The organism is Nocardioides sp. (genome assembly GCF_047602075.1).
Classification (GTDB): domain Bacteria; phylum Actinomycetota; class Actinomycetes; order Propionibacteriales; family Nocardioidaceae; genus Nocardioides.
The window spans coordinates 1,012,005-1,038,951 of the sequence record NZ_JASGIF010000001.1 but is presented as its reverse complement, the minus strand read 5'-3'; the positions used below and the strand labels follow the sequence as shown (position 1 = coordinate 1,038,951).

21 protein-coding genes and 1 pseudogene are annotated in these 26,947 nt (G+C 69.5%); 8 read left to right on the top strand and 14 right to left on the bottom strand.

Annotated features, from left to right (window positions below):
• Positions 1-83: 83 nt before the first annotated feature.
• Complete coding sequence (locus tag QM714_RS05350; RefSeq protein WP_415100989.1) at positions 84-302, bottom strand: hypothetical protein; 219 nt, start codon at positions 300-302, stop codon at positions 84-86.
• A 277-nt stretch (positions 303-579) separates the two neighbouring features.
• Here QM714_RS05350 and QM714_RS05345 point away from each other — a divergent pair, with 277 nt between their 5' ends.
• The gene (locus QM714_RS05345) at positions 580-2,658 is read left to right on the top strand and encodes a DNA gyrase/topoisomerase IV subunit B (RefSeq protein WP_415098302.1); all 2,079 of its coding nucleotides are present in this window, start codon (positions 580-582) and stop codon (positions 2,656-2,658) included.
• A gap of 39 nt (positions 2,659-2,697) precedes the next feature.
• On the opposite strand, the gene QM714_RS05340 is transcribed toward QM714_RS05345, so the two are convergent.
• From QM714_RS05340 to QM714_RS05295, 10 genes and pseudogenes are all read right to left on the bottom strand, one after another.
• Positions 2,698-3,192, bottom strand: coding sequence for a beta-class carbonic anhydrase (locus QM714_RS05340; RefSeq protein WP_415098300.1), 495 nt, complete (start codon positions 3,190-3,192; stop codon positions 2,698-2,700).
• A gap of 46 nt (positions 3,193-3,238) precedes the next feature.
• Positions 3,239-3,676: a thioesterase family protein gene (locus tag QM714_RS05335; RefSeq protein WP_415098298.1), complete on the bottom strand. Its 438-nt coding sequence runs from the start codon at positions 3,674-3,676 to the stop codon at positions 3,239-3,241.
• A gap of 9 nt (positions 3,677-3,685) precedes the next feature.
• Positions 3,686-4,300 (bottom strand): 3-hydroxyacyl-CoA dehydrogenase NAD-binding domain-containing protein, encoded by a 615-nt coding sequence (locus QM714_RS05330; protein ID WP_415098296.1) that lies wholly within the window; start codon positions 4,298-4,300, stop codon positions 3,686-3,688.
• Between the two features lie 97 nt (positions 4,301-4,397).
• Positions 4,398-4,628 (bottom strand): annotated as a pseudogene (locus QM714_RS05325) (3-hydroxyacyl-CoA dehydrogenase NAD-binding domain-containing protein); the annotation flags it as partial.
• Positions 4,625-5,509 carry a 3-keto-5-aminohexanoate cleavage protein gene (locus tag QM714_RS05320; RefSeq protein ID WP_415098294.1) on the bottom strand — a complete coding sequence of 295 codons (885 nt, stop codon included), beginning with the start codon at positions 5,507-5,509 and terminating at the stop codon, positions 4,625-4,627. The gene QM714_RS05320 and the pseudogene QM714_RS05325, both read right to left, overlap by 4 nt.
• Positions 5,506-6,654, bottom strand: a complete 1,149-nt coding sequence (locus QM714_RS05315; protein ID WP_415098292.1) for a serine hydrolase domain-containing protein — start codon at positions 6,652-6,654, stop codon at positions 5,506-5,508. Before QM714_RS05315 ends, QM714_RS05320 begins: the two co-directional genes overlap by 4 nt.
• Positions 6,655-6,659: 5 nt before the next feature.
• Complete coding sequence (locus QM714_RS05310; RefSeq protein WP_415098290.1) at positions 6,660-8,459, bottom strand: ABC transporter ATP-binding protein; 1,800 nt, start codon at positions 8,457-8,459, stop codon at positions 6,660-6,662.
• On the bottom strand, positions 8,459-9,340 hold the full coding sequence (locus QM714_RS05305) for an ABC transporter permease (protein ID WP_415098288.1): 882 nt from the start codon (positions 9,338-9,340) through the stop codon (positions 8,459-8,461). Before QM714_RS05305 ends, QM714_RS05310 begins: the two co-directional genes overlap by 1 nt.
• Entirely contained in the window at positions 9,337-10,374 is a 1,038-nt protein-coding gene (locus tag QM714_RS05300; protein ID WP_415098286.1) for an ABC transporter permease, read from the bottom strand. Before QM714_RS05300 ends, QM714_RS05305 begins: the two co-directional genes overlap by 4 nt.
• A 9-nt stretch (positions 10,375-10,383) precedes the next feature.
• A complete protein-coding gene (locus QM714_RS05295) occupies positions 10,384-11,973 on the bottom strand; it encodes an ABC transporter substrate-binding protein (protein WP_415098284.1) in 1,590 nt (529 codons plus the stop codon).
• A 105-nt stretch (positions 11,974-12,078) separates the two neighbouring features.
• Between QM714_RS05295 and QM714_RS05290 the strand changes: the two genes are divergently transcribed.
• The 6 genes from QM714_RS05290 (at position 12,079) to QM714_RS05265 (ending at position 19,117) form a co-directional block, all read left to right on the top strand.
• On the top strand, positions 12,079-12,882 hold the full coding sequence (locus tag QM714_RS05290; protein ID WP_415098282.1) for an IclR family transcriptional regulator: 804 nt from the start codon (positions 12,079-12,081) through the stop codon (positions 12,880-12,882).
• The gene (locus QM714_RS05285) at positions 12,879-14,039 is read left to right on the top strand and encodes an acyl-CoA dehydrogenase family protein (RefSeq protein WP_415098280.1); all 1,161 of its coding nucleotides are present in this window, start codon (positions 12,879-12,881) and stop codon (positions 14,037-14,039) included. Before QM714_RS05290 ends, QM714_RS05285 begins: the two co-directional genes overlap by 4 nt.
• Before the next feature lie 4 nt (positions 14,040-14,043).
• On the top strand, positions 14,044-14,838 hold the full coding sequence (locus QM714_RS05280) for an enoyl-CoA hydratase-related protein (protein WP_415098278.1): 795 nt from the start codon (positions 14,044-14,046) through the stop codon (positions 14,836-14,838).
• Between the two features lie 5 nt (positions 14,839-14,843).
• Positions 14,844-17,162, top strand: a complete 2,319-nt coding sequence (locus tag QM714_RS05275; protein ID WP_415098276.1) for an arylsulfatase — start codon at positions 14,844-14,846, stop codon at positions 17,160-17,162.
• A 110-nt stretch (positions 17,163-17,272) separates the two neighbouring features.
• Positions 17,273-18,073, top strand: a complete 801-nt coding sequence (locus QM714_RS05270; RefSeq protein WP_415098274.1) for a formylglycine-generating enzyme family protein — start codon at positions 17,273-17,275, stop codon at positions 18,071-18,073.
• A 186-nt stretch (positions 18,074-18,259) separates the two neighbouring features.
• Positions 18,260-19,117, top strand: coding sequence for an alpha/beta hydrolase (locus QM714_RS05265; RefSeq protein ID WP_415098272.1), 858 nt, complete (start codon positions 18,260-18,262; stop codon positions 19,115-19,117).
• 3 nt (positions 19,118-19,120) lie between these two features.
• Here the strand turns inward: QM714_RS05265 and QM714_RS05260 are convergent, their stop codons facing one another.
• From QM714_RS05260 to QM714_RS05250, 3 genes are read right to left on the bottom strand one after another with little or no spacing between them, the layout of a single operon-like run.
• On the bottom strand, positions 19,121-20,878 hold the full coding sequence (locus QM714_RS05260) for an MFS transporter (protein ID WP_415098270.1): 1,758 nt from the start codon (positions 20,876-20,878) through the stop codon (positions 19,121-19,123).
• A gap of 10 nt (positions 20,879-20,888) precedes the next feature.
• Entirely contained in the window at positions 20,889-21,608 is a 720-nt protein-coding gene (locus tag QM714_RS05255; RefSeq protein ID WP_415098268.1) for an LppX_LprAFG lipoprotein, read from the bottom strand.
• Positions 21,609-21,613: 5 nt separating this feature from the next.
• Positions 21,614-24,085, bottom strand: a complete 2,472-nt coding sequence (locus tag QM714_RS05250; protein WP_415098266.1) for a DNA gyrase/topoisomerase IV subunit A — start codon at positions 24,083-24,085, stop codon at positions 21,614-21,616.
• A gap of 76 nt (positions 24,086-24,161) precedes the next feature.
• Between QM714_RS05250 and QM714_RS05245 the strand changes: the two genes are divergently transcribed.
• On the top strand, positions 24,162-26,897 hold the full coding sequence (locus tag QM714_RS05245; protein WP_415098264.1) for a GNAT family N-acetyltransferase: 2,736 nt from the start codon (positions 24,162-24,164) through the stop codon (positions 26,895-26,897).
• Positions 26,898-26,947 lie beyond the last annotated feature (50 nt).

The following is a 26,947-nucleotide window of genomic DNA, read 5'->3' as shown; positions in this document are numbered from 1 at the left end:
CCATGTCATAGGGGTGTCATCGAGGTCACAAAGCGACGGCCCCGGACCGAGTGGTCCGGGGCCGTCGACGCTGAAGAATTTGGTCAGTGTTCGTCGTCCGGCGCCGTCTGCGGTGTGTCGGCGAGTCGGGCGGTCTCGTCGTGGAAGACGGCCGAGATCTCGCGCAGCTTGTCGCCGTGCTCACGGGCGTGGTGTGCGCAGAAGTGCAGCTCGAGGCCATTCTGCAACTGGACTCGGAGGTAGGCCTGCGCCCCGCAGCGGTCGCAACGGTCGGCAGCACTCAGTGCTGCTGAGTTGGGCATAACAGCGGTGTTCACGTCGCCCCCTTTCTTGGCTCGGTGCCTGGCTCAACGTTATCGGTCGCTCCGAGATTCCCGTCCGGCTGTTGCGCTGGACACCTCCATGAAACCACGGACACAGTCCTCCGGTGCACGATTTCCACCGGTGAAGACGCCACTCGCGCGAGCGGGTGGCGTGGTGACACCGTAACCCCCGGCTGGTCAGGCCGCTTGCAGGCGTGGCGACGCGGGCGCGCGGCGTGTCGCAGGTAGATTCGACCGGGTAGCCGCCCCGTGGTGAGTGCAGGAGCCGATCATCGCCGACAACACCTACAACGCCGCCCACCTCCTCGTGCTGGAGGGGTTGGAGGCTGTCCGCAAACGCCCGGGGATGTATATCGGATCGACCGACACCCGCGGGCTGATGCACTGCCTGTGGGAGATCATCGACAACGGCGTGGACGAGGCGCTGGCCGGCGCCGCTCAGCGCATCGAGGTCACCTTGCACCGCGACGACTCCGCGGAGGTGTACGACGACGGTCGGGGCATCCCGGTCGACAAGGAGCCGAAGACCGGCCTGCCCGGCGTCGAAGTGGTCTATACCAAGCTGCACGCGGGCGGGAAGTTCGGCGGCTCGTCGTATGTCGCGACGGGCGGCCTGCACGGTGTCGGTGCCTCCGTGGTCAACGCACTGTCGGCCCGCCTCGACGTCGATGTGTCCCGGCCCCCCGCCCAGCAGGGGATCTCTTTCCGGCACGGCCTGCCCGGGATCTTCGACGGGGACGGCCCCGACGCACCCTTCCAGCCGAAGTCAGGGCTGACCAGGAAGGGCGGTCGGGTCGCCAAGACCCGCACCGGCACCCGAGTGCGCTTCTGGCCGGACCGCAAGATCTTCACCCGCGACGCCACCTTCGTCTTCGACGAGCTCGCCCAGCGTGCCCGGCAGACCTCCTTCATCGTGCCGGGTCTGGAGTTGGTCATCCGAGATCTGCGCGGCGAGACGCCGGTGGAGGAGAAGTTCCGCCACGACGGCGGAATCGCGGAGTTCGTCGAGTTCCTCGCCCACGACGAGCCCGTCACCGAGGTGGTCCGGCTGCAGGGCCAGGACACCTTCACCGAGACCGTGCCCCTGCTCGACGACAAGGGGCACATGACCCCCCAGGAGGTCGAGCGGGAGCTCTTCGTCGACGTCGCGGCCCGGTGGGGGACAGGCTACGACACCGAGGTCCGCTCCTACGTCAACGTGATCGCCACCCCCAAAGGCGGCACCCACGTCAGCGGCTTCGAGCAGGCGGCCACCAAGACCTTCAACGAGGCGATGCGGGCGACCCGCGCGCTCAAGGCCAACGACACCGACGTGATCAAGGACGACGTCCTCGAAGGCCTCACCGCGGTGGTGACCGTGCGGCTGGCCGAGCCTCAGTTCGAGGGGCAGACCAAGGAGATCCTCGGCACCCCCGCCGCGCGCACCGTCGTACGCCGTGTGGTGGCCCGCGAGCTGAAGCGCTTCTTGACCTCGACCAAGACCAAGGAGAAGGCGCAGGCTCGGCGCCTGATGGAGAAGGTCGCCGGTGCCTCCAAGACCCGGATCGCCGCGCGCCAGCACAAGGAGACCCAGCGCCGCAAGAACGCCCTGGAGTCCTCGGCGCTGCCGGCCAAGTTGGCCGACTGCCGCACCGGCGACACCGACCGGTCCGAGCTGTTCATCGTCGAGGGCGACTCGGCGCTGGGCACGGCCAAGCTGGCGCGGAACTCCGAGTTCCAGGCGCTGCTGCCCATCCGCGGCAAGATCCTCAACGTTCAGAAGGCCTCGGTTGGCGACATGCTCAAGAACGCCGAGTGCGCCTCCATCATCCAAGTGGTCGGGGCGGGGTCCGGGCGCACGTTCGACCTCGACGCGACCCGCTACGGCAAGATCATCTTCATGGCCGACGCGGACTCCGACGGTGCCCACATCCGCTGCCTGCTGGCGACGTTGTTCTTCAAGTACATGCCCGAGCTGATCGAGAAGGGCCGGGTCTACTCCGCAGTCCCTCCACTGCACCGCATCGAGTTGTCCAACCCCAAGAAGGGAATGGACAGGTTCGTCTACACCTATTCCGACGACGAGTTGCAGCGCAAGCTCGCCGAGCTGTCCCGCAAGAACGTCCGCTGGAAGGAGCCGGTCCAGCGCTACAAGGGTCTCGGAGAGATGGACGCCGACCAGCTCGCCGAGACCACCATGGATCCACGCCACCGCACCCTGCGCAAGTTGACCGTCGACGATGCCGACGAGGCCGCCACGGTCTTCGAGTTGCTGATGGGGGCGGAGGTGGCGCCGCGCAAGGAGTTCTTGGTCCAGGGTGCCTACGACGTCGACATGGAGGCGCTGGACGCCTGAGCGCGCCGCGGATGCGGTCGGCCCTCCACGGTTCCAGGCTCAGAGGTGCTGGGTGAGCAGGCCGGTGTCGACGTCGTACAAGAAGCCGCCGACCTTGACCTCGTCGGGCACCAGCGGGTGGCTGCGGATGCGGCGCACATCCTCGGCGAGCGCGGCGAGTTGGTCGTCGATGACGTGGAACTCGTGCCAGCTGGCGTCTTGGCCGGCGGAGGCGGAGATCCGCTCCTGGATCTCGGCCTCGGTGTTGGACGACATCGCGCAGCGGGTGTGGGGGACGACCAGCACTCGGTCCACGCCGAGCAGGTGGACGGCGAGCACGAGTGCCTCCAGGGCCTGCGGAGTGACCCGCCCACCGGGGTTGCGGAAGATCTTCGCGTCGCCGGCCTTCAAGCCGAGCATGGCCAGAGGATCGATCCGTGAGTCCATGCAGGTGACCAACGCGATGCCTGCATGGGCGACGCCGTCGAAGCCGCCCAAGGCGAAGTGCTCTGCGAAGTCCTGGTTGGCCCTGAGGAGGTCGTCGAAGTCGCCCACGTCGTTCACGGTAGCCGACCCGGACTGCCGGACGTCTGGCGTGGCCCTAGATCGGGCCGATCCGGCGACCGGCGTCCGGCGGTGGGGTGCCACAGGCTTCGCGAGCCCGAGCGGCGGCCCCGGCGGGCAACGGGGACGAGGAGCCGCCGCGGACGTGGACGCCCAGCACCTCCTCGGTGGCCCGGAGCCTTCCCTCCGCCCACAGCTCGTGCCAGATCCAGAGCAGCTTCGCCGTCACTCCGATGATGGTCGACCGCACCTCCAGATCGGTGTCGGCGGGCACCTCGTCGAGGTAACGGACGTGGGCCTCGACGGTGTAGAGGGAGGCGTCCTCGACAGCCCGGTAGTCCCGGTCCAGGCCGACGGCCTCCATGACGGCGTCGGTCGCATGTCCGAACGCCAGCACGTAGTAGGCCTCGGAGAGATGACCGTTGTAGTCGATCCAGGCGTCCTGGACCGGCTCGCGCCACACCGAGAAGCTCACCGGAGAACGTCACACCCTGCCCAGGGCTCGCAGCACCGCGATCACGCCGCGGTCGCGCTCGGCAACGAGCTCGTCGATGGTCCGGGCGTCGGCCTCACGTTGGCAGCCTTCGACGACGGCGTCGCGCAGCTCGCTAGTGAGCTCGGGTGCCTGGAGGCGGGTCCAGGGCGAGAGCAGTGACGGGCCGAAGTGGTCGAGCATGTGCGACATTCCGCCCTGCCCGCCGGCGAGGTGGAAGGTGAGCATCGGTCCTTGGATCGGCCAGCGCAGGCCCGGGCCGTCGGTGATGGACAGGTCGATCTGCTCGACGGTCGCCTCGCCGGTGGCGACCATGTGCAGCGCCTCGCGCCACAGGGCCTCTTGGAGGCGGTTGGCGATGAACCCGGGAACCTCGTGGTCCATGGTGATGACCGATTTGCCGGCGTGCCGGAAGAAGTCGGAGGCCCACGCGACCACGTCGGGTGAGGTCGCGGTGCCGCCGACGACCTCGACGAGCGGGATGAGGTACGGCGGGTTGAAGGGGTGGCCGACCACGGTGCGCTCGGGGTTCTTGCACCGCACCTGCATCTCGGTCATCGCGTAGCCGGAGGTCGAGGAGGAGATCACCACATCGGGGGGCGTCACGGCATCGATGTCGGCGAGCAGGGTGCGCTTGAGCTTCGAGATCCTCGGGCGCGCTCTCCTGGACGAAGTCGGCCCCCGCGCAGGCGGTCGCCAGGTCGTTCTCGACCACCAGGTTGTCGGCGGCAGCCCCGTCGGCCAGGCCCAGCTCGGTGAGCGCCGGCCAGGCCAGGTCGACGAGTCTGCGCAGCCGGGGCTCGGCGTCCTCGGCGGGATCCCAGGCCATCACGCGATAGCCGCGGGCCAGGAAATAGGCGGCCCAGCCGCCACCGATCACGCCCGCGCCGACACAGGTGATCGTCCGGACCTGGTCGGGGGATGGTCGGCTCATCGCGACGTCAGCGCGAGGATCTCGCGGCCCTCATCCGGGGTGGCCACCTTGGCGCCCATGCTCTCCACGATGATCCTGGCTCGCTCGACGAGCTGGGCGTTGGTTGCCTTCACCCCGCGGCTCAGATACAGGTTGTCCTCGAGCCCGACGCGGACGTGGCCGCCCAGCAGGATCGACTGGGCCACCCACGGCATCTGCATCGGGCCGAGCGCGAAGGACGCCCACACCGCGCCCTCGGGCAGTTGCGCGACCATCGCGGCCAGCGTCAGCGGGTCGGGCGGCGCGCCGTAGGGGATGCCCATGCAGAGCTGGTACATCGCCGGGGCGTCGATCAGGCCCTCCTCGACCAGCTGCCTGGCGAACCACAGGTGCCCGGTGTCGAAGATCTCCATCTCGCAACGGACTCCGAGCTCCTGGATCTTCTTCGCGCCCTCCCGGAGCATGTCGGGGGTGCTCACATAGACCAGGCTGCCCTCACCGAAGTTGAGGCTGCCGCAGTCCAGCGTGCAGATGTCGGGAAGCAGCTCCTCGACATGCGGGAGCCGGTCGACACCACTGACCAGATCGGTGCCCTCGAGGAAGGTGGTGGGGTCGTGCGGGTCGAGCACCAGGTCGCCACCCATCCCGGCGGTGGTGTTGATGATGACGTCGACGTCGGAAGCACGGATGCGCTCGACGACCTCGCGGTAGTACGCCACCTTGCGGGAGCCCTTGCCCGTCTCGGGCTCGCGGACATGGATGTGCACGATCGTCGCGCCGGCACGCGCAGCCGCGATGCCGGACTCGGCGATCTGCTCCGGCGTCACCGGCACGTGCTCGGAGCGACCGACGGTGTCGCCAGCACCCGTCAGCGCGCAGGTGATCATGACGTTCCGGTTCACAGCGAGGACTCCTTCGTCGAGGGTTGGGTGGGGGAGACGGCGTCCAGCAAGGTATGGAGGCCGAGGTAGCTGAGGTCACGCGCCTGGCGATCGACCAGGAAGTCCGCATAGGGCCATTGCGAGGTCTTGACGACGATGGCGCCGGCGCGCCGGTCGGTCGCCGCGAACTGGCCGCGGCTCCCGTCGGCAGTCACCCGGTGCCCGTCGTCGTCCATCGGCCACCAGTGGAAGCCGAAGCCGGCATGGGTGGTGATGCTGCTCGGCAGGCGACCCACCGCCACGAAGGGGTACGTCGGTCGGACGGCGGCCTCCACCCAGTCCTCGTCGAGCAGCTGACTGCCGTCGAAGGTGCGGCCGCGGACCACCAGGCCGGCCACCCGGGCCCAGTCGCGCGAGGTCGCGGCAAGGCCGCCGCCGGCCAGCGCGACCCCCGAGCCGTCGACGGCTACGTAGGCGTCCTGGCCGCAGCCGAGGGCCTGCCAGAGGCGAGCGACATCGTCGGAGTAGGGGAGCCCGGTCGCGCGCTCGCGCACCCAGTCGAGCACCTGGGAGTCGGCCGTGCAGTAGGCGAAGCGGGTGCCAGGGGCGACGCCGGGCCGCACCTGGGTCAGCAGGGCACGGGAGTCCCCGCCGCGGGCGAAGCACGCCAGCAGGTGGGGAGCGAGGCCCTGCGGATCGCGGTAGTCCTCGCCCCAGGCGACGCCGGTCGTCATGGTGAGGAGGTCGAGGACGGTGGTGCCGTCGTAGCCGGAGCCCGCGAGTTCGGGGACGTGGCTGGTGGTCTGGTCGGTCAGGGCCAGCGACCCGTCGCGCACGGAGAGGCCGATCAGGTGGGCGAGCACCGACTTGGTCATCGAGGCGCCGAGGAAGAGCGTGTCGGCGCCCAGCCCGTCGGCGTACCACTCGTGCACGACCGCGCCCTCCGCGAGCACGAGGAGCGAGGTCGAGTAGGTCTCCTCCACCCAGTCGCCGAGTGTTCGCGTGCTTCCCGCGCCGACGATGTCGACCTCCAGCGTGCGCGGGATCGAGGGCAGGTCGGTGCCCTGGACGGCGGGGATGACGACGGCCCGCTTCCAGGCGGGGTCACGGTGCGGGTTGGTGAACACCAGATCTGCGAGCCCGGTGCTCGCGGCGGTGGCAGGCACTGGCGTCAGTCGATCCTCGGGCTCTTGGAGAGGAGGTTGCGGGTGTAGTCCTCTCGCGGGGTCTCCATGACTGTGACCACCGAGCCTGACTCGACCACGCGTCCCGCTTGCAGGATCTGCACCCCTGCCGCGATCGACCGCACCAGCGCGAGGTTGTGGGTGACGAACAGCATGCTGATGCCGCGCTCCTTCCGGAGCCCCTCGAGCAGGGCGACGATCGAGCCTTGCACCGAGACGTCGAGGGCCGAGGTGATCTCGTCGCAGATCAGCACGTCCGGTTCTGCCGCGAGGGCTCGGGCGATCGCCACGCGCTGCCGCTCGCCGCCGGAGAGCCGACTGGCCTGGTATTTCAGCATCCTCGGCCCGAGGGCGACCTGGTCGAGCAGGTCGACCACTCGATCCGTGGCTTCCGTGCCCGAAGCGATCCCGAACAGCTCCATCGGTCGTTTGACGATCTGCTCGATGGTCAGCCGTGGGTTCAAGGAGAGATACGGATTCTGGAAGATGTACTGCAGCCGCTTGCGGTTGACGGCGCTGCGCTGGCGCGCGCTCTTGGCCAGTGAGTCGCCCTCGAAGTTGATCGAGCCGGTCCAGTCCTTGTGCAGGCCCCCGACCGACCGCGAGATAGTGGTCTTGCCGCTGCCGGACTCTCCGACCAGGGCGACCACCTCGGCCTTGGCCAGGTCGAAGGACACGTCGTACACGACCTGCTTGTGGCCGTAGAAGACGTTGAGGCCCTCCACAGAGAGGATGATCTCCCGTTTCCGCTCGGGGTCGGCGTCCGGCACCGTGCCGCGTGAGATGTCCCAGCGGCCGATCTCCTCGGCGCGCACGCAGCGCACCTGGTGATCGGTGCCGATCTGGCGTAGGTCGGGGACCACCTCCCGGCAGTCGTCGATGGCGAAGGAGCAGCGGTCGTTGAACCGACAGCCGGCCGGACGTGCTCCGGGAGCCGGCGTGCGACCCGGGATGCCGGTGAGCGCGCGGGCCTGGCTCAGGTGTGGGATCGAGTCGAGCAGAGCGCGGGTGTAGGGGTGCGACGGCTGCCTGAACATCGTCTCCTTCGGGCCGAGCTCGACGATCTGGCCGGCGTACATCACCGCGACGCGGTCGGCGATGTTGGCGACCACCGCTAGGTCGTGGGTGACGTAGAGCGCGCTGACCCCGTGGGTGCGGCACAGCTGGGCCATGGTGTCGAGCACCATCGCCTGGGTGGTCACGTCGAGGCCGGTGGTCGGCTCGTCGAGCACGAGCACCTTCGGCTTGGGCAGGAACGCCATCGCCAGGGCGACGCGTTGCACTTGGCCGCCGGAGAGCTGGTGGGCGTAGCGGCTCAGGAACTCGTCGTCGTTGGGCAGCCCGACCTCGGCCAGGCCGTCGCGAGCACCCTGCAGCCGGGACTCGGCCGTGCCGACCTTCCGCAGCTCCAGCAGCTCGACGATCTGTCGGCCGATCCGGATCGCCGGGTTGAGCGCGGACGCCGGGTCTTGGGGCACGTAGGCGATCTCCTCGCCCCGGACCTTGCGCACCTCCTGCCACGGCATCGTGAGCACGTCGCGGTCCTCGAGGAGCACCTTCCCGGAGGAGATGAAAGCGCCCGCCCGTGAGTAGTTGAGCAGCGAGGTGCCGACCGTCGTCTTGCCCGATCCGGACTCGCCCACGAGGCCGACGACCTCGCCGGGCTTCAACACGATGTCGATGTCGTTGACGACGTCGACGTCCTTGCCGGTGAGCATGACGCTGAGGTCCTCGACGACGACCCCGCCGACCTTCTCGACCGGGCTCGTGTCCGCTGTGGTGCTCATCAGTTGTCACCTCGATCGGCAACCTGGGCGATGCCGTCTGCCATCAGGTTGGTGCCGACCGCGAAGATCGCGATCACCAGCACGGGGGCGAGCACCGCCCATGGCTGTGTTGCGAGGCCGAGCCGGTTCTCCTGGATCATCAGGCCCCAGTTGGCAGCACCGGGGTCGGTCGAGAACCCGAGGAAGCCCAGGGCACCGACCAGGCCGATGGAGTAGGTGAGCCGCAGGCCAGCCTCGGCGAGCAACGGGGCGTTCATGTTGGGGAGCACCTCGGCCAGGATCACCCGAGTCCGCTTCTCGCCGAGTGCCTCGGCGGCGATGACGAAGTCGCGTGACACGATGCCCAGCGCCACGCCGCGGGCCAGCCGGGCGACACGCGGGGCGTGCGAGACCCCGACGAGCACGATGAGGATCCAGGCGGAGGGTCGCTCGATGGCGGTCAGCACGACCAGCGCCAGCAGGATCTGCGGGAAGGACAAGACCACGTCGTTGAAGCGCATCAGCACCTCGTCCCACCAGCCACCACCGTAGGCCGCCACGACACCGATCGCGATGCCCAGCACCATCCCGAGCACGGTGCCGAGGACCGCGATGAGCAGGATCTCCTGGCCGCCGTGCATGACTCTGCTCCAGACGTCCTGACCGAGGTAGTCGGTGCCGAGGAGGCCAACGCTCTTGCTGAAGGGCGGGCCGGCCACCTCGTTCTCGCCGTACGGCGAGAGGTACGGCGCGATGATCACGAAGGCCACCAGCAGCAGGGTGATGCCCAGCCCGACGGTGAACCGCTTCTGTCGCAGGGCCTTGCGGAACGTGGACGGCTCCGCGGGGTCGATCGCCGGAGGCGGGGGGGCAGCTTCGGGAGGTGCAGCGTCGATGGTCATGACGAGATCGCCGTCCTCGCTCGGGGGGTCAACAAGATGGACAGGAGGTCCGCGATCAGGTTCACCACGACGTAGACGCCGGCGATGATCATGCTGAGTGCCTGCACCACCGGCACGTCGTGGTTGCGCACCGCGTCGACGAGTTGGAGGCCGATGCCTGGGTAGGCGAACAAGGTCTCCACGACCACGACGCCACCGGCCAGGAAGGCGAGTTGGAGGGCGATGACTTGGATGCCGGGCACGATCGCGTTGAGCAGCGCGTGCTTGCGCATCACCACCTTCTCCGGGATGCCCTTGAGCCTGGCCAGCTCGACGTACTCGCTGTCGATGACCTCGAGCAGCGAGGCCCGCACGATCCGCGAGACGTACGGTGACACCCACAGCACCAGGGTCAGGGTGGGCAGCACCATGACCTTCCAGTTGTCCCAGGGATGCCCCGTGGCCGAGCTGATCGTGACCGCCGGGAAGATCTTGAAGACCGACGTCGCGAACAGCGCGATGAGCAGCACGCCGATGACGAACTCTGGCAGTCCGGCCATGGTGAGTAGGATCGTCTGGATCACCGTATCCGGCCGTTTGCGCCGGTAGTGCACCGAGATCATCGCGACGATGAACGACAGTGGGATCATCACGATGGCCGCCAAGAGCACCAGCATCGCCGAGTCCTGCACGCTGCTGGAGATCAGCTCACTGACCGGGCGCCCACTGGCCAGTGACGTGCCGAGGTCGCCGGTGACCAGACCACCGAGCCAATCGAGGTACTGGCCGACCACCGACTTGTCGGAGTTCAGCAGCTTCTCCAGCTCGGCCACCCGGCCGGGGTTCGCGTTGTAGTCGCGACCGAGGATGGCCCGGATCGGGTCGCCCAGGGTGGCCGTGGCCAAGAAGACCAGGATCGACACCAGCCAGAGGGTGAGCACGGCCAGGCCGAGCCGCCGGGCGATCCAAGCGGCCCAGGCTGCCGCACCGTGCCGTCGCTTCGGTGGCGCGACCTCCGCCAGCGGGTCGTGGAGGGCAGCCGACACGTCGGTCATCGCGTGCGCCTACGCGATCGATACCTTGTGGAACTTGTACGAGCCGAGCGGGAGGTACTTGCTCGGCTCGAGACCCTTGACGTTCTGGCCGTAACCATCCACCTGCTGACGGAATCCCCAGATGATCAGGCCGCCCTCGTTCCACTCGATCTCCTGGGCCTGGTGCAGTAGTGCGATGCGCTTGTCCTCGTCGAGCTCCTGGGCTGCCTTGTTGACGAGGTTCCGGTGCTTCGCGTTGTTCCAGTGGGTCTCGTTGTAGGTGCCGCCCAACTTCGGCGGGAAGGTTCCGACGACGGCCTGGGGAATGTAGTTGCGGGTGTTCCAGAAGTCCTGCGCGAACGGGTAGGACAGGTAGTCGTCGTCGTAGAACGGCGTCTTCTTGGTGACCTTGACGTCGACCCCGGCGAGTTTGGCCTGTTGCACGAAGAGGTTTGCCGCGGCCGGAGCCACCGAGCCGATGTCGTCTCCGGTGAACAGCTCGACCTGGAGACCCTCGTGACCGGCCTGCTTGAGCAGTGCCTTGGCCTGGTCGATGTCCTGCTCGCGCTGCGGCAGGTGGCTGGCGTAGGCGACGTCGAACGGTGCGTAGAGGTCGTTGCCGAGGCTGCCGTAGCCGCTGAGGGTCTGGTCGATCATCTGCTGACGGTCGACGATCAGGCGCATCGCCTGACGTACCCGGACGTCGGAGAACGGATCGGTGTCGACCCGCATGGTGAACGGCACCCACGCGCCTGTCTCGGAGACGAGCACCCCGCCACCGGCACCCTTGATGGTGTCGATGAGGTTGTAGGGCAGGTTGTCGATGGTGTGGATCTGACCTGCCTGCAGCGCGTTGACCTTGGCGCTGTCGTCGGCGAAGTCCTGAATCTGCAGCTCGTCGACGAACGCGGCATCGCCCCAGTAGTCGGCGAACTTGGTGAACGTGCTGCTCTTGCCGGGCTCGAAGGACTTGTAGGCGAAGGCGCCGGTGCCGATCGGGTTGTCGGGGTCGAACTTGCCACCCGGGATGATGCCGACGGTGTACTCGGCCAGCAGCGAGTCGAGGATCGCGTAGGGCGTCTTGAGCACGAGCTTGAGCGTGGTGTCGTCGACCACCTTGGTGGACTGGAAGTCCAGAATCTGCGCCAGCTGGCCGCCACCGGAGAGTGGCCCGTTCGGGTCGGCGACACGCTGGAGGCTGAGCCAGGCGTCCTCGGCCGTGACGTCCTTGCCGTTGTGGAAGGTGACTCCCGAACGCATCTTGATCATCCAGGTCTTGCCGTCGGCAGAGGACTCCACCGACTCCGCGAGCGCAGGCTCGAGCTCGTAGTTGCTGTTCCAGAAGAGCAACGGCTCGTAGAGGTTGTTCACCCGAGCGATGTCGGGATTGGTCACCGGAGCGTGCGGATCCAAGGTGTCCTTGCTGCCGCCGCCGGTGGCGCCGTGGATGAGGACGCCCCCGGAGCTCTGCGCCCCTCCGCCCCCTCCGCCACTTCCGCCTCCGTCGCCTCCGCAGGACGACAAGAAGCTGCTGCCGGCGACGGCGGCGACGCCGAGTCCGGAGTACTTGAAGAGCTGACGACGGGAGAGCTCGGTGTTTCGGCTCGAGTTGTGGTTCACTTCGTGACTCCCTGTTGCATAATGCGAACGGCCGATAGGGTGATCTGCGCAACATAGGGGCGTTGGGATGCGCAGGTCAATGACTGCGCGGAAAAGGAAACAGAGTTGTCACACAGCTCGGAGGGTCGTCAGGCATCCGGACGGGTCCAATCCGTCGAGCGTGCCGCGGCGCTGCTTCGTGCGGTCGCGGCGGCACCGGGCTCGGCCGCATCTGCGACCGCGTTGGCCGAGGCGGTGGGCCTCAATCGCACGACGACCTGGCGCATCCTGGCCACCCTCGAGGACCAGCGACTGGTCACCCACGACCGGGAGAGCGGCACCTATTCGTTGGGGTTCGGCCTGATCGACCTGGCCGGCCGGGCCGACGGTGTCCCCCTCGTCCGGGCGGCTCGGGCGGTCTTGTGGCGGCTGTCGTCTCAAGCGCGCGAGACCGCCTCCTTGGCGCTGTTGCGCAACGGTGTGCTGAGGTACGTCGCCGAGGTGGCGGCCGGCGGGGTGGTGGCCGCGGGCTGGCAGGGCCGGGCGGTGTCCATGCACGCAACGTCGACGGGGAAGGTCCTGCTCGCCTACTCCGACCCGACCGAGGTTCGCACGCTCCTGCAGTTGCCGCGCGGCGGTCGGCTGCCACGCCATACCCCGACCACGGTGACCTCGCTCGCCGCGCTCGAGAAGGAGCTCGCCGTGGTCCGACAGCGCGGCTTCGCCGTGTGTCGAGGCGAGTTCGAGAGCTCGGCCTGGGGGGTCTCGGCCCCGGTGCTGGACATGAGCGACCGGCTGGTCGCGGTCGTCAGCATCTGGGGACCCAGCGAACGGCTCACCGAGGACCGTTTCGATGCCCTCGGCGCGATCGCGGTGGCGGGCGCGGTCGAGATCAGCGGACGCGGTGCACAGGCAGGGAGGGCGTCGTGACCTACGACTTCTCCATGACCGACGAGCAACGCAGCATCGTCGAGGTGACTCGCGCCTTCGTCGAGCGTGAGCTGTCCCCTCACGAGGAAGAGGTCGAGCGCACCGGGTCAGTGCGTCCGGAGCTGCTGACCGAGATCAAACGCAAGGCCCTGGCTGCCGGGCTCTACGCGGCCAACATGCCCGAGTCTGTGGGCGGGGCGGGCCTGGACACGGTCACCTTGGTGCTCGTCGAGAAGGAGTTGGGCAAGACCAGCTATGCGTTGCACTACACCGGCGTCGCCAGGCCGTCGAACATCCTGCTTGCCGGGACACCCGAGCAGCGGGAGCGCTACTTGCTCCCGTGCGTGCGGGGGGAGCGGGTCGAGTGCTTGGCGATGACCGAGCCGGAGGCGGGATCCGACGTGCGGGCCATCCGCACGCGCGCGATCCGCGACGGCGACGGCTGGCGGATCCACGGGACCAAACACTTCATCAGCCACGCCGACGAGTCGGACTTCGTCATCCTCCTGGCCCGCACCGGCACCGACGAGACCGGCCGCGGGACGATGTCGATCTTCCTGATCGACCTCGACACCCCGGGGGTGAGCCTGCACGCCGGCTACCGCAACGTCTCCCATCGTGGCTACACGAACTCGACCATCCAGTTCGACAACGCGTTCGTCCCGGCCGACTGCCTGCTCGGCGAGGAGGGCGAAGGGTTCGCCCTCGCGGGGACCTGGCTCGCGGCGACGCGTCTCCAGGTGGCGGCCACCTGCCTGGGTCGCGCCGAGCGCGCCCTCGAGCTGTCGATCGCGCACGCGGCGAACCGGGTGCAGTTCGGCCAGCCGATCGGCCGTTTCCAAGGAGTCGGGTTCAAACTGGCCGAGATGACGGTCGAGCTGCGCGCCGCAGAGCTGCTGACGCTCGACGCGGCCTGGCGGGTGGACCAGGGCACCGCCACTGACGCCGACATCGCCATCGCGAAGCTGAAGGCGACCGAGATGCTGGCGATGGTGGCCGACGAGGCGATCCAGATCCACGGCGGGATGGGTCTGATGGACGAGCTGCCTCTCGAGCGAATCTGGCGAGACGCCCGCATCGAGCGGATCTGGGACGGAACCTCGGAGATCCAACGCCACATCATCTCGCGGTCGCTCCTGCGGCCGAGGGGCGCGTGAGTCGATGGACGACGGCTCTGCTTCGGTCCGGACCGTCCGGAAGGGCGGCATCCTCGAGGTGACCTTGGACCGGCCGCCGGCCAATGCCATCGACCTCGCGACCAGCCGGACGATGGGCGAGGTCTTCGCCGCCTTCCGGGACGATCCGGCACTCCGCGTCGCGATCCTGCGCACGGAGGGCGACAAGTTCTTCTGCGCCGGGTGGGATCTCAAGGCCGCCGCAGCCGGTGATGCGGTCGACGGCGACTATGGCGTGGGCGGATTCGGGGGGCTCCAGGAGCTCCCCGACCTCAACAAACCGGTCGTCGCCGCGGTCCACGGGATGGCCGTGGGCGGCGGCTTCGAGCTGGCACTGTCCTGCGATCTGATCTACGCATCCGAGAGCACCCGCTTCGGGCTCCCGGAGATCCAGGCCGGCACCCTCGCCGACGCCGCGACGGTCAAGCTCCCCAAGCGGATGCCCTACCACGTCGCGATGGAGCTGCTGATGACCGGACGCTGGATGGCCGCCGCGGAGGCGGCCCGTTGGGGTCTGGTCAACGAAGTGCTCGAGGACGACGAGGCGGTTCGTGCCCGAGCCTGGGAGGTCGCCCGACTGCTGGCGTCCGGACCACCCCTGGTCTTCGCCGCGATCAAGGAGACCGCCCGCGCCGCGGAGTCGCTCGGCTTCGACGAGGCGATGGACCTGATCACCTCGAGCTCGCTCCCGACCGTCGCGACCCTGTACGGCTCGGAGGATCAGGTGGAGGGCGCCCGCGCGTTCGCCGAGAAACGACCACCCCGATGGAAGGGACGCTGACCTCCATGCCAGACGACGCCGTGACCGCGGGACCCGACCGCACCCGACTCCCGCTCGACGTCGACACCGCCAACCGACCGATCCATCCGGTCCGACCGCACTCGGGGTCGCCCAACGTCGTGGTCGTGCTGATCGACGACATGGGATTCGGCGCCTCCTCGCCGTACGGCGGTCCCTGCGAGATGCCGACCGCACAGCGCCTGGCAGATGACGGGCTGCGCTACACCCGCTTCCACGTCACCTCCTTGTGCTCGCCCACCCGGCAGGCGCTGATGACCGGCCGCAACCACCACTCGGTCGGGATGGGCGTGACCTCGGAGATGTCCACGCCAGAGCCCGGCTACCACGGCTATCGGCCGGCCAGCGCCGCGACCATCGCGCAGATCCTCGGCGGCAACGGCTACTCCACCGGAGCGTTCGGCAAGTGGCACCAGACCCCGCCGGTGGAGGTCAGCCCCTCGGGCCCGTTCCACCGCTGGCCGATCGGCGAAGGGTTCGACTACTTCTACGGCTTCATGGGTGCGGAGATGAACCACTGGTACCCCCAGCTCTACCAGGGCCGCTATCCGATCGAGCCTGATCGGCTGCCCGAGGATGGCTATCACCTCTCCGAGGACCTGGTCGACAAGGCCATCGCCTGGGTGGAGAACCAACAGGCCATCACCCCGGACCGACCGTTCTTCGCCTACGTCGCGCTCGGTGCGACGCACGCCCCCTTCCACGTCGCTCCGCACTGGCGGGACAAGTACGCCGGCCGCTTCGACACCGGTTGGGACGCCCAACGGGAGGCCACCTTGGCCCGGCAGAAGGACCTGGGCATCGTGCCCGTCACGACCGAGCTGGCGCCCTGGGCTGACGGGGTGCCGCACTGGGACCAGCTCGACGAGACCGAGCGCCGGGTGGCGGCGCGGTTCATGGAGACCTACGCCGGCTTCGCCGAGCACGCCGACGTGCAGATCGGCCGGCTGGTCGACGCCCTCGACGGGCTCGACGTGCTCGACGACACGCTGTTCCTCTACCTCCTCGGCGACAACGGCGCGTCGGGCGAGGGCGGCCCGCGCGGCACGTTCCGCGAGCATCTGGTGGGCCACGGCATCCAGGACGACACCGCCGACATGGCGGACCGGCTCGACGCCTTGGGCGACCCCACGACGTACGCCATCTATCCGGTCGGCTGGGCGCTGGCGATGAACACGCCGTACCCCTGGACCAAACAACTCACCCACCTCGGCGGCACCAGGGACGGGATGATCGTGCGCTGGGGCAACGGCATCTCGGCACGCGGCGAGATCCGGCACCAGTGGCACCACGTCATCGACGTGCTCCCGACGATCCTCGAGGCGACCGGCCTGCCGGCGCCCGAGACCTACCAGGGGATCGAGCAGCAGCCCATCGAGGGCACCAGCTTCCGCTACTCCTTCGACGACCCGGACGCGGCGGATCGCCGCACGACGCAGTATTTCGAGATGATCGGCAACCGGGCGATCTACCAGGACGGGTGGACGGCGGTGACCCGGCACGGCATCCCGTGGGAGATGGTCGACACACCCGAGCGGCCCTTCGACGACGACGTCTGGGAGCTCTACGACCATGCCGCCGACTGGAGCGAGGCTCGCGACCTGGCCGAGGAGCACCCCGACCGGCTGCGCGAGCTCCAGCAGGTCTTCGAGCAGGAGGCCGAGAAGCACCACGTCCTCCCGCTGGACGACCGGGTCACCGAGCGCGAGAACCCGGAGGTGGCGGGTCGCCTCGACCTGCATCAGGGGCGCTCGACGCTGAGCTTCGGCCCGTTGGCCGGTCGGCTCACCGAGGAGGCGGCTCCGAACGTCAAGAACCGCTCGCACGTGATCACTGCCGACATCGAGGTCGATACGGGGACCGACGGTGTCGTCGTCGCGCAGGGCGGCCGGTTCGGTGGGTGGTCGCTGTACTGCGTGGAGGGCGTGCCGGCGTATGCCTACAACTTCGTGGGGCGCGACCTGACCGTGGTACATGCCGCCGGGCCGATGCTGCCGGGCCGGCACGACCTGGTGGTCCGATTCGCCTACGACGGAGGTCCGCCCGGCAGCGGTGCCGAGGTGACTCTCGTGGTCGACGGTGTCGAGGTCGGCTCGGGCCGGATCCCCGCCACGACGGCGTACTACTTCTCCTTCGACGAGACCTTCAACGTCGGCGTGGACCGCGGCACCCCGGTGGTCGACGACTACCCGCCGGTGCACAACCGCTTCGAGGGTCTGATCCACCGGGTGCGCTTCGACCTGGCCGACGTCACCGACCCGGGCACCGACGAGGGCCGGCAACGGGGCGTGATGGTCCACCAGTGAGCGGGTGCTGTTCTCCCTCGCGGGAGCCCGGAGCGTCGGAGCGTCACGGGGACCTCGTCACGGAGCGGGGGACTAGTACGCCGATCGCGGGCGGCCTCCTCGCGGGACTGGTGGCACTGCCCGGGGGACGGGTCCTGGTCGGCAGCGAGGACCCGGACCATCCGGAGGAGTGGCCCGTGCGCGAGGTGGAGGTGGCGGCGTACCAGATCGGTCGGTGCGCGGTGAGCAACGCAGAGTACGCCCGGTTCGTCGAGGCGACCGGACATCGCAGCGATGCCGAGCGCTACGGCTGGTCGTTCGTGTTCGGCGGGCTGCTGCCCGACGACTTCCCGCCCACCCGCGGGGTTGCGGCGGCGCCGTGGTGGCGAGAGGTGGCCGGTGCCGACTGGGCACACCCCGAGGGGCCGCACTCCTCGGTGGCCCAGCGGCTCGACCATCCGGTGGTGCACGTGTCTCGCCGCGACGCCGAGGCGTACGCCGCCTGGTGCGGGGCGCGGCTGCCGACCGAGACCGAGTGGGAGCATGCCGCCCGTGGGGGACTGGTCGGCCAGCCGTTCCCGTGGGGCTCGGAGCTCCAGCCGGGCGGCGAGCACCGGATGAACGTCTGGCAGGGCACCTTCCCGAGCCAGAACACCGCGGCCGACGGGTGGCGCGGCACCTGCCCGGTCGACGCCTTCTCGCCCAACGGCTACGGCCTGCACAACACCACCGGGAACGTCTGGGAGTGGTGCGCCGGGGCATGGTCCGACCTCGACTCGACCGATGCAGCTGGAGTCAGCAGGGGTGGGTCCTACCTGTGCCACGCGTCCTACTGCCGCCGATATCGAGTCTGCGCCCGTCAGCCACATGCCGCCGACTCGAGCGTCGGCAACCTCGGCTTCCGAATCGCCGCGTCTGTCGCGGTTCCGTAGAGGGTGGCCTAGTGCCTTGTCGCGGCCAAAGGGCGGGATAGGGCGGCGTCCAGGCGCGTGCATCGCAAGGCGCCGGAGCGAAGCCAACCGCTGTTGTCTTGCGAGCGACGGCAACGCGGCGAGGTGCGTGCCTGGGGGTCGCGGTAGACCGTGAATTGGTTGCGACAGGGCACTAGTGTCGCGCCCATGGCTCTGACCAGGCGCGCGCTGCTGGGCGGCTCGGCCGTTGCGGTGGCCGGCCTCGGAGTGGGCGGGGCGCTGGTCGAGCGTGACGTGCTGCCGGGCCGGCCCTGGCTCCACGAGCGGCTCGGACTGAACGGACCCGACGGCACCATCCCGGACGTGGCGGTCGGGCCGACCGCCACCGGGACGGTCCAGTCGACGTTGGTCTCGCCTCGGCCGGCCTATCGCGTCCTCTACCCACCGGGGTCGAGGATCGGTGACGCGCTCCCGGTCGTCATCTGCCTGCACGGCGCGCGCAGCAGCGCTGCGGGCTGGTCGGACCTGGTCGGGTTGCCGCAGTTCCTGGCGGCCTCCGGACACGCGATGGCGCTGGCGTTGGTGGACGGCGACAGCTCCTACTGGCAGGCGCACGAGGGCGGCGACTACGGCCGGATGGTTCTCGAGGAGCTGCTGCCGGTCCTGGGTCGCCGCGGCTTGGAGATCGATCGTCCGGCGTGGCTGGGCTGGTCGATGGGCGGCTACGGCGTCCTCCGGCTCTCGGCGGAGCGGCACCGGACCGGCGACGCGAACGGACCGGTCCTCGCAGTCAGCCCAGCCCTCTGGCCGTCGTACGACGACACCGCGCCGGGTGCCTTCCAGGACCGGGCGCAGTACGACGCCGCGACGGCGCTCCTCGACGACGTGCCCGTCACCACCACCCGGGTGGACTGCGGCACCGGCGACCCGTTCTACCGCAACGTCGTCGACTTCACCGACGGCCGCGACCTCACCGTGAGCTTCGAGCGCGGCAGCCACGACGCGGGCTACTGGACCCGGGTCCTGCCCGACCAGCTCGACTGGCTCGCCGCCCGGCTGGGGTGAGGGTCAGCCACCGGTCGAGCGGAGCACCTCGGCGGTGTCCAGCCCGCGGGTGGCGGCGGAGCGGAAGAGCACGAGGGCGAGCAGGCCGGCGACCGCAGCGCAGACGGCGGCGCCGAGGAAGACGGTGTGCTCTTGGGCGATGCCGGCGACGCGCAGCAGGTCGTTGAACTCCTGACACCGGGAGCCGCCGTCGCACACCTCCCGGATCGGCGGGATGTCGGCCTGCTCGGCGTAGTAGCGGCGCAGCCCGATCGTGGTCAGCACCGAGATGCCGACCAGCATCCCGACCATCCGGGCGACCACGACCAGCGCGCTGGCCAGGCCGTGCGACTCCTCGGCGCTGCTCGCGAGGGCGGCGGCGTTGACGGGGGCGAGTGCGAGCCCGAAGCCGAGGCCGCCGAGGACCAGCGGCACGGTCGCGACGGCGTGGTCGAGGGCATGGACGTCCCAGCGCGACATCCACACGAAGCCGATCGCGGCCAGCGCCATCCCGACAGCGGTGACCGCTCCGGCCGGCCGGGTGCGGGTCAGGTAGCCGCCGACCACCGCCCCGATCGGCAACGCGATCAAGAAGCGCACCAGCACCAGGGCCGCGTCGAGCTGCGAATCGGGATAGACGGTGGTGCGCGCGAAGATCGGGATGTCGATAAGGGCCGCGATGAGCGAGGCACCCACGAAGAAGCTGACCAGCAACGATCCCCACGCCGGAGTAGCGGTCATCGCCCCGTGCGGGATGAGCGGGGCGGCCGCACGACTCAGGTGCCGGGCGAACAGCAGCGCGGCCACGAGCGAGCACGCGAGATACCACCGGCCGCGGTCGGAGAAGACCTGCACCTCCGGGTCGGCGGTCGCGAACGCGAGGATCACCCCCGCGAGAGCCACGGCGAGCAGCAGCGCACCGACCAGGTCGGCCTCGACCAGAGCCCGTCCCCACCCGCGCAGATCCAGCAGCGGTCGACGCGCGGTGAGACAACGAAGCAGGAACAGCACTACGGCCACGAGAGCGATCGCCCCGATCGGCGTGCCCCAGCGACCACCGCCGGTGAAGGGCACGAACAGCTCGCCCCAGGTCAGGTCGCGGCGCAGCGACTCTGGCTGGGCGAGGACGACCGTCAGCGCCGCCACGGCCACGAGCAGGAGCAGCAGGCCGAGGGCGTCGAAGCGGCCGGCGCGACGACCCGGGGCCGCCTCGGATCCCGCCAGCGCTCGGATCCCGGCGGCGAGCACCAGTCCGACGGCGAGGTTGACGGCGAAGATCGCCCGCCAGTCGGCCACCGCCAAGACCGCGGCGCCGAAGAGTGGGCCGAGGACGCTGCCGATCTCCTGGACCCCCGAGACCACGCCGAGTGGCAGCCCGCGGCGCTGGACGGGGTAGAGGTCCGCCACCAGCGCCAACGTCGCCGGCACCAGCCCGCCACCGCCGACCCCCTGCAGGAAGCGGCCGGCGACCATGCTGGGCAGGTCGTAGGACAGTGCGGTCAGGAAGGAGCCGACGGCGAAGACGAGCAGCGCCAGCACCAGCACCGGCACCCGCCCGCGCAGGTCGGCGATCCGGCCGATCAGCGGCAGCATGGCGACGTACCCCAACAAGAACCCGGAGACGATCGGCGCGGCGCGTTGCAGCTCGTCGATCGCGATGCCGACGGTGCTCATCATGTCCGGCAGGGCGAGCACCACGACATAGGTGTCCGCCGCCGCGAAGGCCACCGCGACGGAGGCGAGCGCGAGCAGGATCCGGCCAGACGAGCCTGCCCCGGTCACCGGATCCTCGTCACGGCGCGCTGATCTCCTTGGTGGTGCCGTAGGCGTCGAAGGTGACCGTGTAGGTCATCGCATCGGTCTTCGGATAGAAGACCCCGGTCAGCTTGGCTTCCCGCAGCTCGCCCTGGTCGGTGATCTCGTAGGCGACGTCGAAGGAGTCGCCCGAGGAGCTCGGGATGACCTTCCGCATCGCCTCGCCGGGCACCTTGCCGGTGTAGACGGTCAGGATCTCGTTGTTGTCGGCGCCGCCGCGCTCCGAGTCGCCCTTCTTCAGGTCGGTGGTGATCGGCAGCAAGGAGGAGAAGCCGGTGCCGGGGGCCATCAGTGCGGCCGGATCGGGTGCGCCGTACTCGCTGGGGTCGACGTCCGACCAGCCGACGGTGAGCGGGATCTTGGCGAAGACCTTGCCGCCCACGGCGATGACCGGGACCGGCACCTCGGTGCCTGCGATCACCACGGTGATGGTGCCGTCGAAGGCGGGCGCGTCGGTCCCCGTGCCCTCGGCGGAGACCAGCCCGGTGACACCCTCGGGCAGGTCCTGGGTGGTCAGCGAGAGCTGGAGCCCGGAGGTGTCGTCGAGCTTGCCCTGGGCCACCTTCATGACATCCCCAGGGGAGGCTGCGTGCTCGGACGTGTCGTCCTTCTTGCTGCAGGCGGCCCCGGTCAGGGCGACCACCGCGACGACGACCACAGCAAGGCTGCGCCGGGCCCAGGGAGTCCTCCACGACATGGCCGTCAGCCTGCCACACCGGTGTCGGCGCCCACTTGCAGCGCCACGGGTCCGGCGCACCCGGCGATCGGCTGGCTTCCCGGCACGCCGGAGCCGTCGCGCTTGCCGGTCGGCTCGGGCAGGTCGACCGGCGCTCCGCTGGTCGCCGCGGCCCGTGCGGGGCTCGCGCCGGCCCACGCGAAGACCAGCGCGTCCTCACCCTTGAGGAAGCGGTGGCAGCGGACGCCGCCGGTGCCGCGGCCCTTGGGGGGGTACTCCGAGAACGGGGTGACCTTGACCGCGCCGGCGTCGGTGCCGGGCAGAGAGGAAGCCGAGCCGGCCACGCTGACCAACACGTCGTCTGGGCCGCGAAGCGCGCCGAACCAGACGACCCGCTCGCCCGACGCGATGCGTACGCCGGCCATGCCGCCGCCGCCGCGACCCTGCGGGCGGACCAGCTCGGCGCCGAAGTGCAGCAGCTGGGCGTCGGAGGTGACGAAGCAGAGCGTCTCCTGACCGGTCGCCAACTCGACCGCGCCGACGACCGCGTCGCCGTCCTTGAGCGAGATCACCTCCCAGTCGTCCTTGTTGGTGAGCACCTCGGGGTTGACTCGCTTGACCACGCCGTTGCGGGTGCCGAGCGCGAGGCCAGGCCCGTCGGTGCGCAGCGTCGTCAGGCCGAGCGGCCGCTCGTCGGCGTGCAGGCCGACGACCTCGCTGACCGAGACGCCGCCCACCAGGTGGGGGTCGTTGGCCGTCGCCGGCAGCTGTGGCAGCTCCAGCACGCTCAGCCGGAGCAGGCGGCCGGCGCTGGTGAGCAGGCCCACCTCGCCGCGAGCCGTGGCTCGCACGGCGGAGACCACCACGTCGTGTCGACTGCGTGCCCCTCCCGACCCCGGCGTCTCGTCACCGGAGCTGCGGGCGAGCAGCCCGGCGGACGACAGGTAGACCAGGCAGGGATCATCGGCGACTTCGAGTGGCACGGCAGTCGCGATCGGCGCTCCCGCCGACTCCAACAGGACGGTCCGACGCGGGGTTCCGAAGGTCTTCGCCACCTCGCCGAGCTCGTCGGAGACGACTTCGCGGAGCAGCCCGTCGTCGGCCAGGATCGCGTCGAGCTCCTCCAGCGTGCGCTCCAGCTCGGCCTTCTCCTTCTCCAGCTCCAGGCGGGAGAACTTGGTGAGTCGACGCAGCGGCATGTCCAAGATGTAGTCGGCCTGGATCTGGGTCAGGTCGAAGACGGCGATCAGTCGCTCCTTGGCGGCCGCAGCGTTCTCCGAGGAGCGGATCAGCTGGATCACCTCGTCGATGTCGAGGATGGCGATCAGCAGGCCGTCGACGAGATGGAGTCGGTCCGCTGCCTTGCCCCGGCGGAACGTGGTGCGTCGGCGCACCACCGAGAACCGGTGGTCGAGGAACACCTCGAGGAGCTGCTTGAGCCCCAGCGTGCGAGGCTGACCCTCGACCAGGGTGACGTTGTTGATGCCGAAGGTGTCCTCCATCGGCGTCAGCTTGTAGAGCTGCTCCAGCAGCGCCTCGGGGTGGAAGCCGTTCTTCACCTCGATGACCAGCCGGAGCCCCTTCTCGAGGTCGGTGAGGTCCTTGACGTCGGAGATGCCCTGTAGCTTCTTGGCCCGCACCAGCGCTGTGATCCGGTCGATGACCTTCTCGGTGCCCACGCCGTAGGGCAGCTCGGTCACGACGATGCCCTTGCGTCGCCCGACCGACTCCACCCGTGCGGTCGCGCGCATCCGGAAGGTGCCGCGGCCGGCCTCGTAGGCGTCCCGAATGCCGTCCAGGCCGACGATCTTGCCGCCCGTCGGCAGGTCCGGACCGGGGACGAAGCGCATCAGGTCGTCGATGCTGGCGTTGGGGTGCTTGATCAGGTGGCGCAGCGCCTGCACCACCTCGACCAGGTTGTGCGGGGCCATGTTGGTAGCCATTCCGACCGCGATCCCGGTCGCGCCGTTGACCACCAGGTTGGGGATCGCGGCGGGCAGGACGATCGGCTCCAGCTCCCGGCTGTCGTAGTTGGCCCGGAAGTCGACGGTGTCTTCGTCGATGGAGGCGGTCATCGCCACCGCGGCGGGCGCCATCCGGCACTCGGTGTAGCGCATCGCGGCCGGGCCGTTGTCCGGCGAGCCGAAGTTGCCGTGGCCGTCGACCATCGGCAGCCGCATCGCCCAGGGTGCGGACATCCGCACCAGTGCGTCATAGATCGCGCCGTCGCCGTGAGGGTGCAGGCGACCCATCACCTCACCCACGACACGGGCGCTCTTGACGTGCCCGCGATCGGGCCGCAGACCCATGTCGTTCATCGTGTAGAGGATGCGGCGCTGCACCGGCTTGAGGCCGTCGCGAGCGTCGGGCAAGGCACGGGAGTAGATCACCGAGTAGGCGTATTCGAGGTACGACGACCGCATCTCGTCGCTCACACTGACGTCGAGGATGTGCTCCTCGAAGTCGTCGGGCAGGGCCTGCTTGGTTCGGCGGGACATGGGCCCGATTCTCCCCGGTCCGCCGAGGCGATCGGCGATGGGCACGCCGACCTCCGGTGGCGATAGATTCGACTCCGTGGTCTCGACGAGTTCGACTGACGGTCCCAGCGCCACCGACGAGGGGAAGGTGACGCCGGCGCCGCGGCACTGGGAGGCCGACGTCCTCCTCCGGGACGGCCGGACCGCCCACATCCGGCCGATCCGGGCCGACGACGCCGAGCTGCTCGTCGAGTTCTACGCCCGGGTGTCGCCCGAGTCGAAGTACTACCGCTTCTTCGCGCCGATGCCGGAGCTGTCCCGGCAAGACGTCCACAGGTTCACCCATGTCGACAACGTGGAGCGGGTGGCCTTCGTGATGCTCGTCGGCGGGCAGCTGATCGCGGTGGGCCGCTACGACACCGTCCGACCCGGCGAGGCCGAGGTCGCCTTCCTGGTCGAGGACGCTCACCAGGGGCGCGGCATCGGACAGCTGCTGCTCGAGCACCTCGCCCAGGCCGGTCGCGAGCGTGGCATCGAGCGGTTCGTCGCCGAGGTGCTGCCGGACAACCAGCCGATGATCCGCACCTTCCGTGACACCGGCTACCGCCTCGCCAGCGGCTACGAGGACGGCGTGATGATGCTGGACTTCGCCATCGACCCGACCGAGACGGCGATCGGGGTGATGGAGAGCCGCGAGCATCGGGCCGAGGCCGCGTCGATCGAGAAGTTCCTCAACCCCGCCTCGATCGCGGTGATCGGGGCGAGCAGGCGGCAAGACACCATCGGCCACGCCCTGGTCCGCAACCTCGTCACCGGTGACTACACCGGTCGGGTCTACGTCGTGAACTCCTCGGGGGCCGCGGTGTCCGGGCTGCCGGCGTACTCCAACATCACCGAGATCCCCGACAGCGTCGACGTCGCCCTGGTCGCGGTGCCCGCGGAGTCGGTGCAAGACGTCGTGCTCGACTGCGCCGCGAAGGGGGTTCACGGACTGGTGGTGATCTCCGCGGGCTTCGCGGAGACGGGGGAGGAGGGGCGGCTACGACAGCGACGGCTGCTCGGCCTGGCCCGGTCCTACGGCCTGCGACTGATCGGCCCCAACTGCCTGGGCGTGGTCAACACCGCGACGGCGGTGTCGATGAACGCCTCCCTGGTCGCCCTGATGCCGCCACGCGGACGGGCGGGCTTCTTCTGCCAGTCCGGTGCGCTCGGCTCGGCGATCCTGGAGAAGGTGCACAACCGTGGCCTCGGACTGTCGACGTTCGTCAGCGCGGGCAACCGAGCCGACGTCTCCGGCAACGACCTGTTGCAGTACTGGCTGGACGACGACTCCACCGAGGTGGTGCTGCTCTATCTGGAGTCGATCGGCAACCCCCGCAAGTTCTCCCGCGTTGCCCGCAGGGTGTCTCGTCGCAAGCCGGTCATCGCGGTCCGCTCCGGTCGCACCACCCAGGGGGTGCCGATGGGGCACACGGTGCGTCGGATCGCCGCGCCGCAACAGGCTATCGACGCGATGTTCGCCCAGGCCGGCGTGATCCAGGTCGACACCCTCGACGAGATGTTCGACGTCGCCCAACTGCTCGCCCACCAGCCGCTGCCCGCCGGTCGGCGGGTGGCCGTGGTCGGGAACTCCGACGCTCTCGGCCTGCTCGCGGTCGACGCGGCCGCGGCCGTCGGGCTGGTGGTCAACCACTCGGTGTCGCTGGGTGCGGACGCCACAGCGGAGGACTTCGAGGACGCTCTCGACGCGGCCATCGACGACCCGGACGTGGATGCGGTCGTGGTCGTCTACATCCCGCCGCTCAACGTGTCCGGGGAGGATGTCGCCAACGTGCTCGCCGCGGTCGGTGAGCAGTCCGACAAGCCGCTGGTGTCCACCTTCCTGGGCGCGGAGGGCATCCCCGAGCTGCTCCGCGTCCCCGACGTCGCCGGTCATACGGCCGGCCGGGGATCGGTGCCGTCCTATCCGGCGGTCGAGGCGGCAGTGCGGGCGCTCGCCCGCGTCGTGGAGTACGCCGTCTGGCTGCGTCGGCCGGTCGACGCGGGCCAGGAGCCGGCGACCAGTGAGGACACCCCGGCCGGTCGCCGCCTGGTCAACGAGCTGCTGATCAAGCACCCCGACGGCCGGGATCTCGACTACGACGAGCGTGCGGCGCTGCTGGCGGCGTACGGCATCGACGTCTGGCCACTGCGCCGGGTCGGGTCGATGGGCCAGGCGATCGAGGCGGGCGAGGAGCTCGGCTGGGATGTGGTGTTGAAGGCCACCCACGAACGGCTGCGCAATCGCCCCGACCTGGCGCACGTGTGGCGCAACATCGACACGGCGAGCGAGATGACCGACGCCTGGATGACGCTGGCCGCGAAGATCGCCGAGCCGGCCACGGCCGGGTTCGTGGTCCAGAAGAACGCGCCCGCGGGTGTCCCGGTCGCGATCAGCTCGATGGAGGATCCGCTCTTCGGGCCGGTCGTCTCGTTCAGCATCTCCGGAGTGATGACCGAGCTGCTGGCTGACAAGTCCTACCGGATCCCGCCGCTGACCGCCCAGGACGCCGCCGACATGATCCGCGAGATCAAGTCCTCACCGCTCCTGTTCGGCTACCGCGGGAGCGAAGTCGTCGACGTGGCCGAGATCGAGCGCCTGATCATGTGCGTCGCGCGACTGCAGCACGACCTGCCCCAGGTCCGCTCCCTCGACCTGTCGCTCGTGCTTGCCGGCACCGAGGGGGCCAGCGTGCTCACCACCGCCATCCGGCTCGAGCCCGTCCGTGACCCTCGCTCGAGCTGGTATGTCCGTCGGATGAGCAGCCCGCCCGGCGACACCCTCCCCGACTGACTCGTGACCACAGACCACCAGCAACCCGACTAGATAACGATTGGCTTCGG

Coding starts and splice junctions, on each gene's coding strand:
- QM714_RS05305 (WP_415098288.1), bottom strand. CDS start 9,340: ATGACCATCGACGCTGCACCTCCCGAAGCTGCCCCCCCGCCTCCGGCG.
- QM714_RS05310 (WP_415098290.1), bottom strand. CDS start 8,459: ATGAGCACCACAGCGGACACGAGCCCGGTCGAGAAGGTCGGCGGGGTC.
- QM714_RS05275 (WP_415098276.1), top strand. CDS start 14,844: ATGCCAGACGACGCCGTGACCGCGGGACCCGACCGCACCCGACTCCCG.
- QM714_RS05250 (WP_415098266.1), bottom strand. CDS start 24,085: ATGTCCCGCCGAACCAAGCAGGCCCTGCCCGACGACTTCGAGGAGCAC.
- QM714_RS05350 (WP_415100989.1), bottom strand. CDS start 302: ATGCCCAACTCAGCAGCACTGAGTGCTGCCGACCGTTGCGACCGCTGC.
- QM714_RS05265 (WP_415098272.1), top strand. CDS start 18,260: ATGGCTCTGACCAGGCGCGCGCTGCTGGGCGGCTCGGCCGTTGCGGTG.
- QM714_RS05255 (WP_415098268.1), bottom strand. CDS start 21,608: ATGTCGTGGAGGACTCCCTGGGCCCGGCGCAGCCTTGCTGTGGTCGTC.
- QM714_RS05300 (WP_415098286.1), bottom strand. CDS start 10,374: ATGACCGACGTGTCGGCTGCCCTCCACGACCCGCTGGCGGAGGTCGCG.
- QM714_RS05280 (WP_415098278.1), top strand. CDS start 14,044: ATGGACGACGGCTCTGCTTCGGTCCGGACCGTCCGGAAGGGCGGCATC.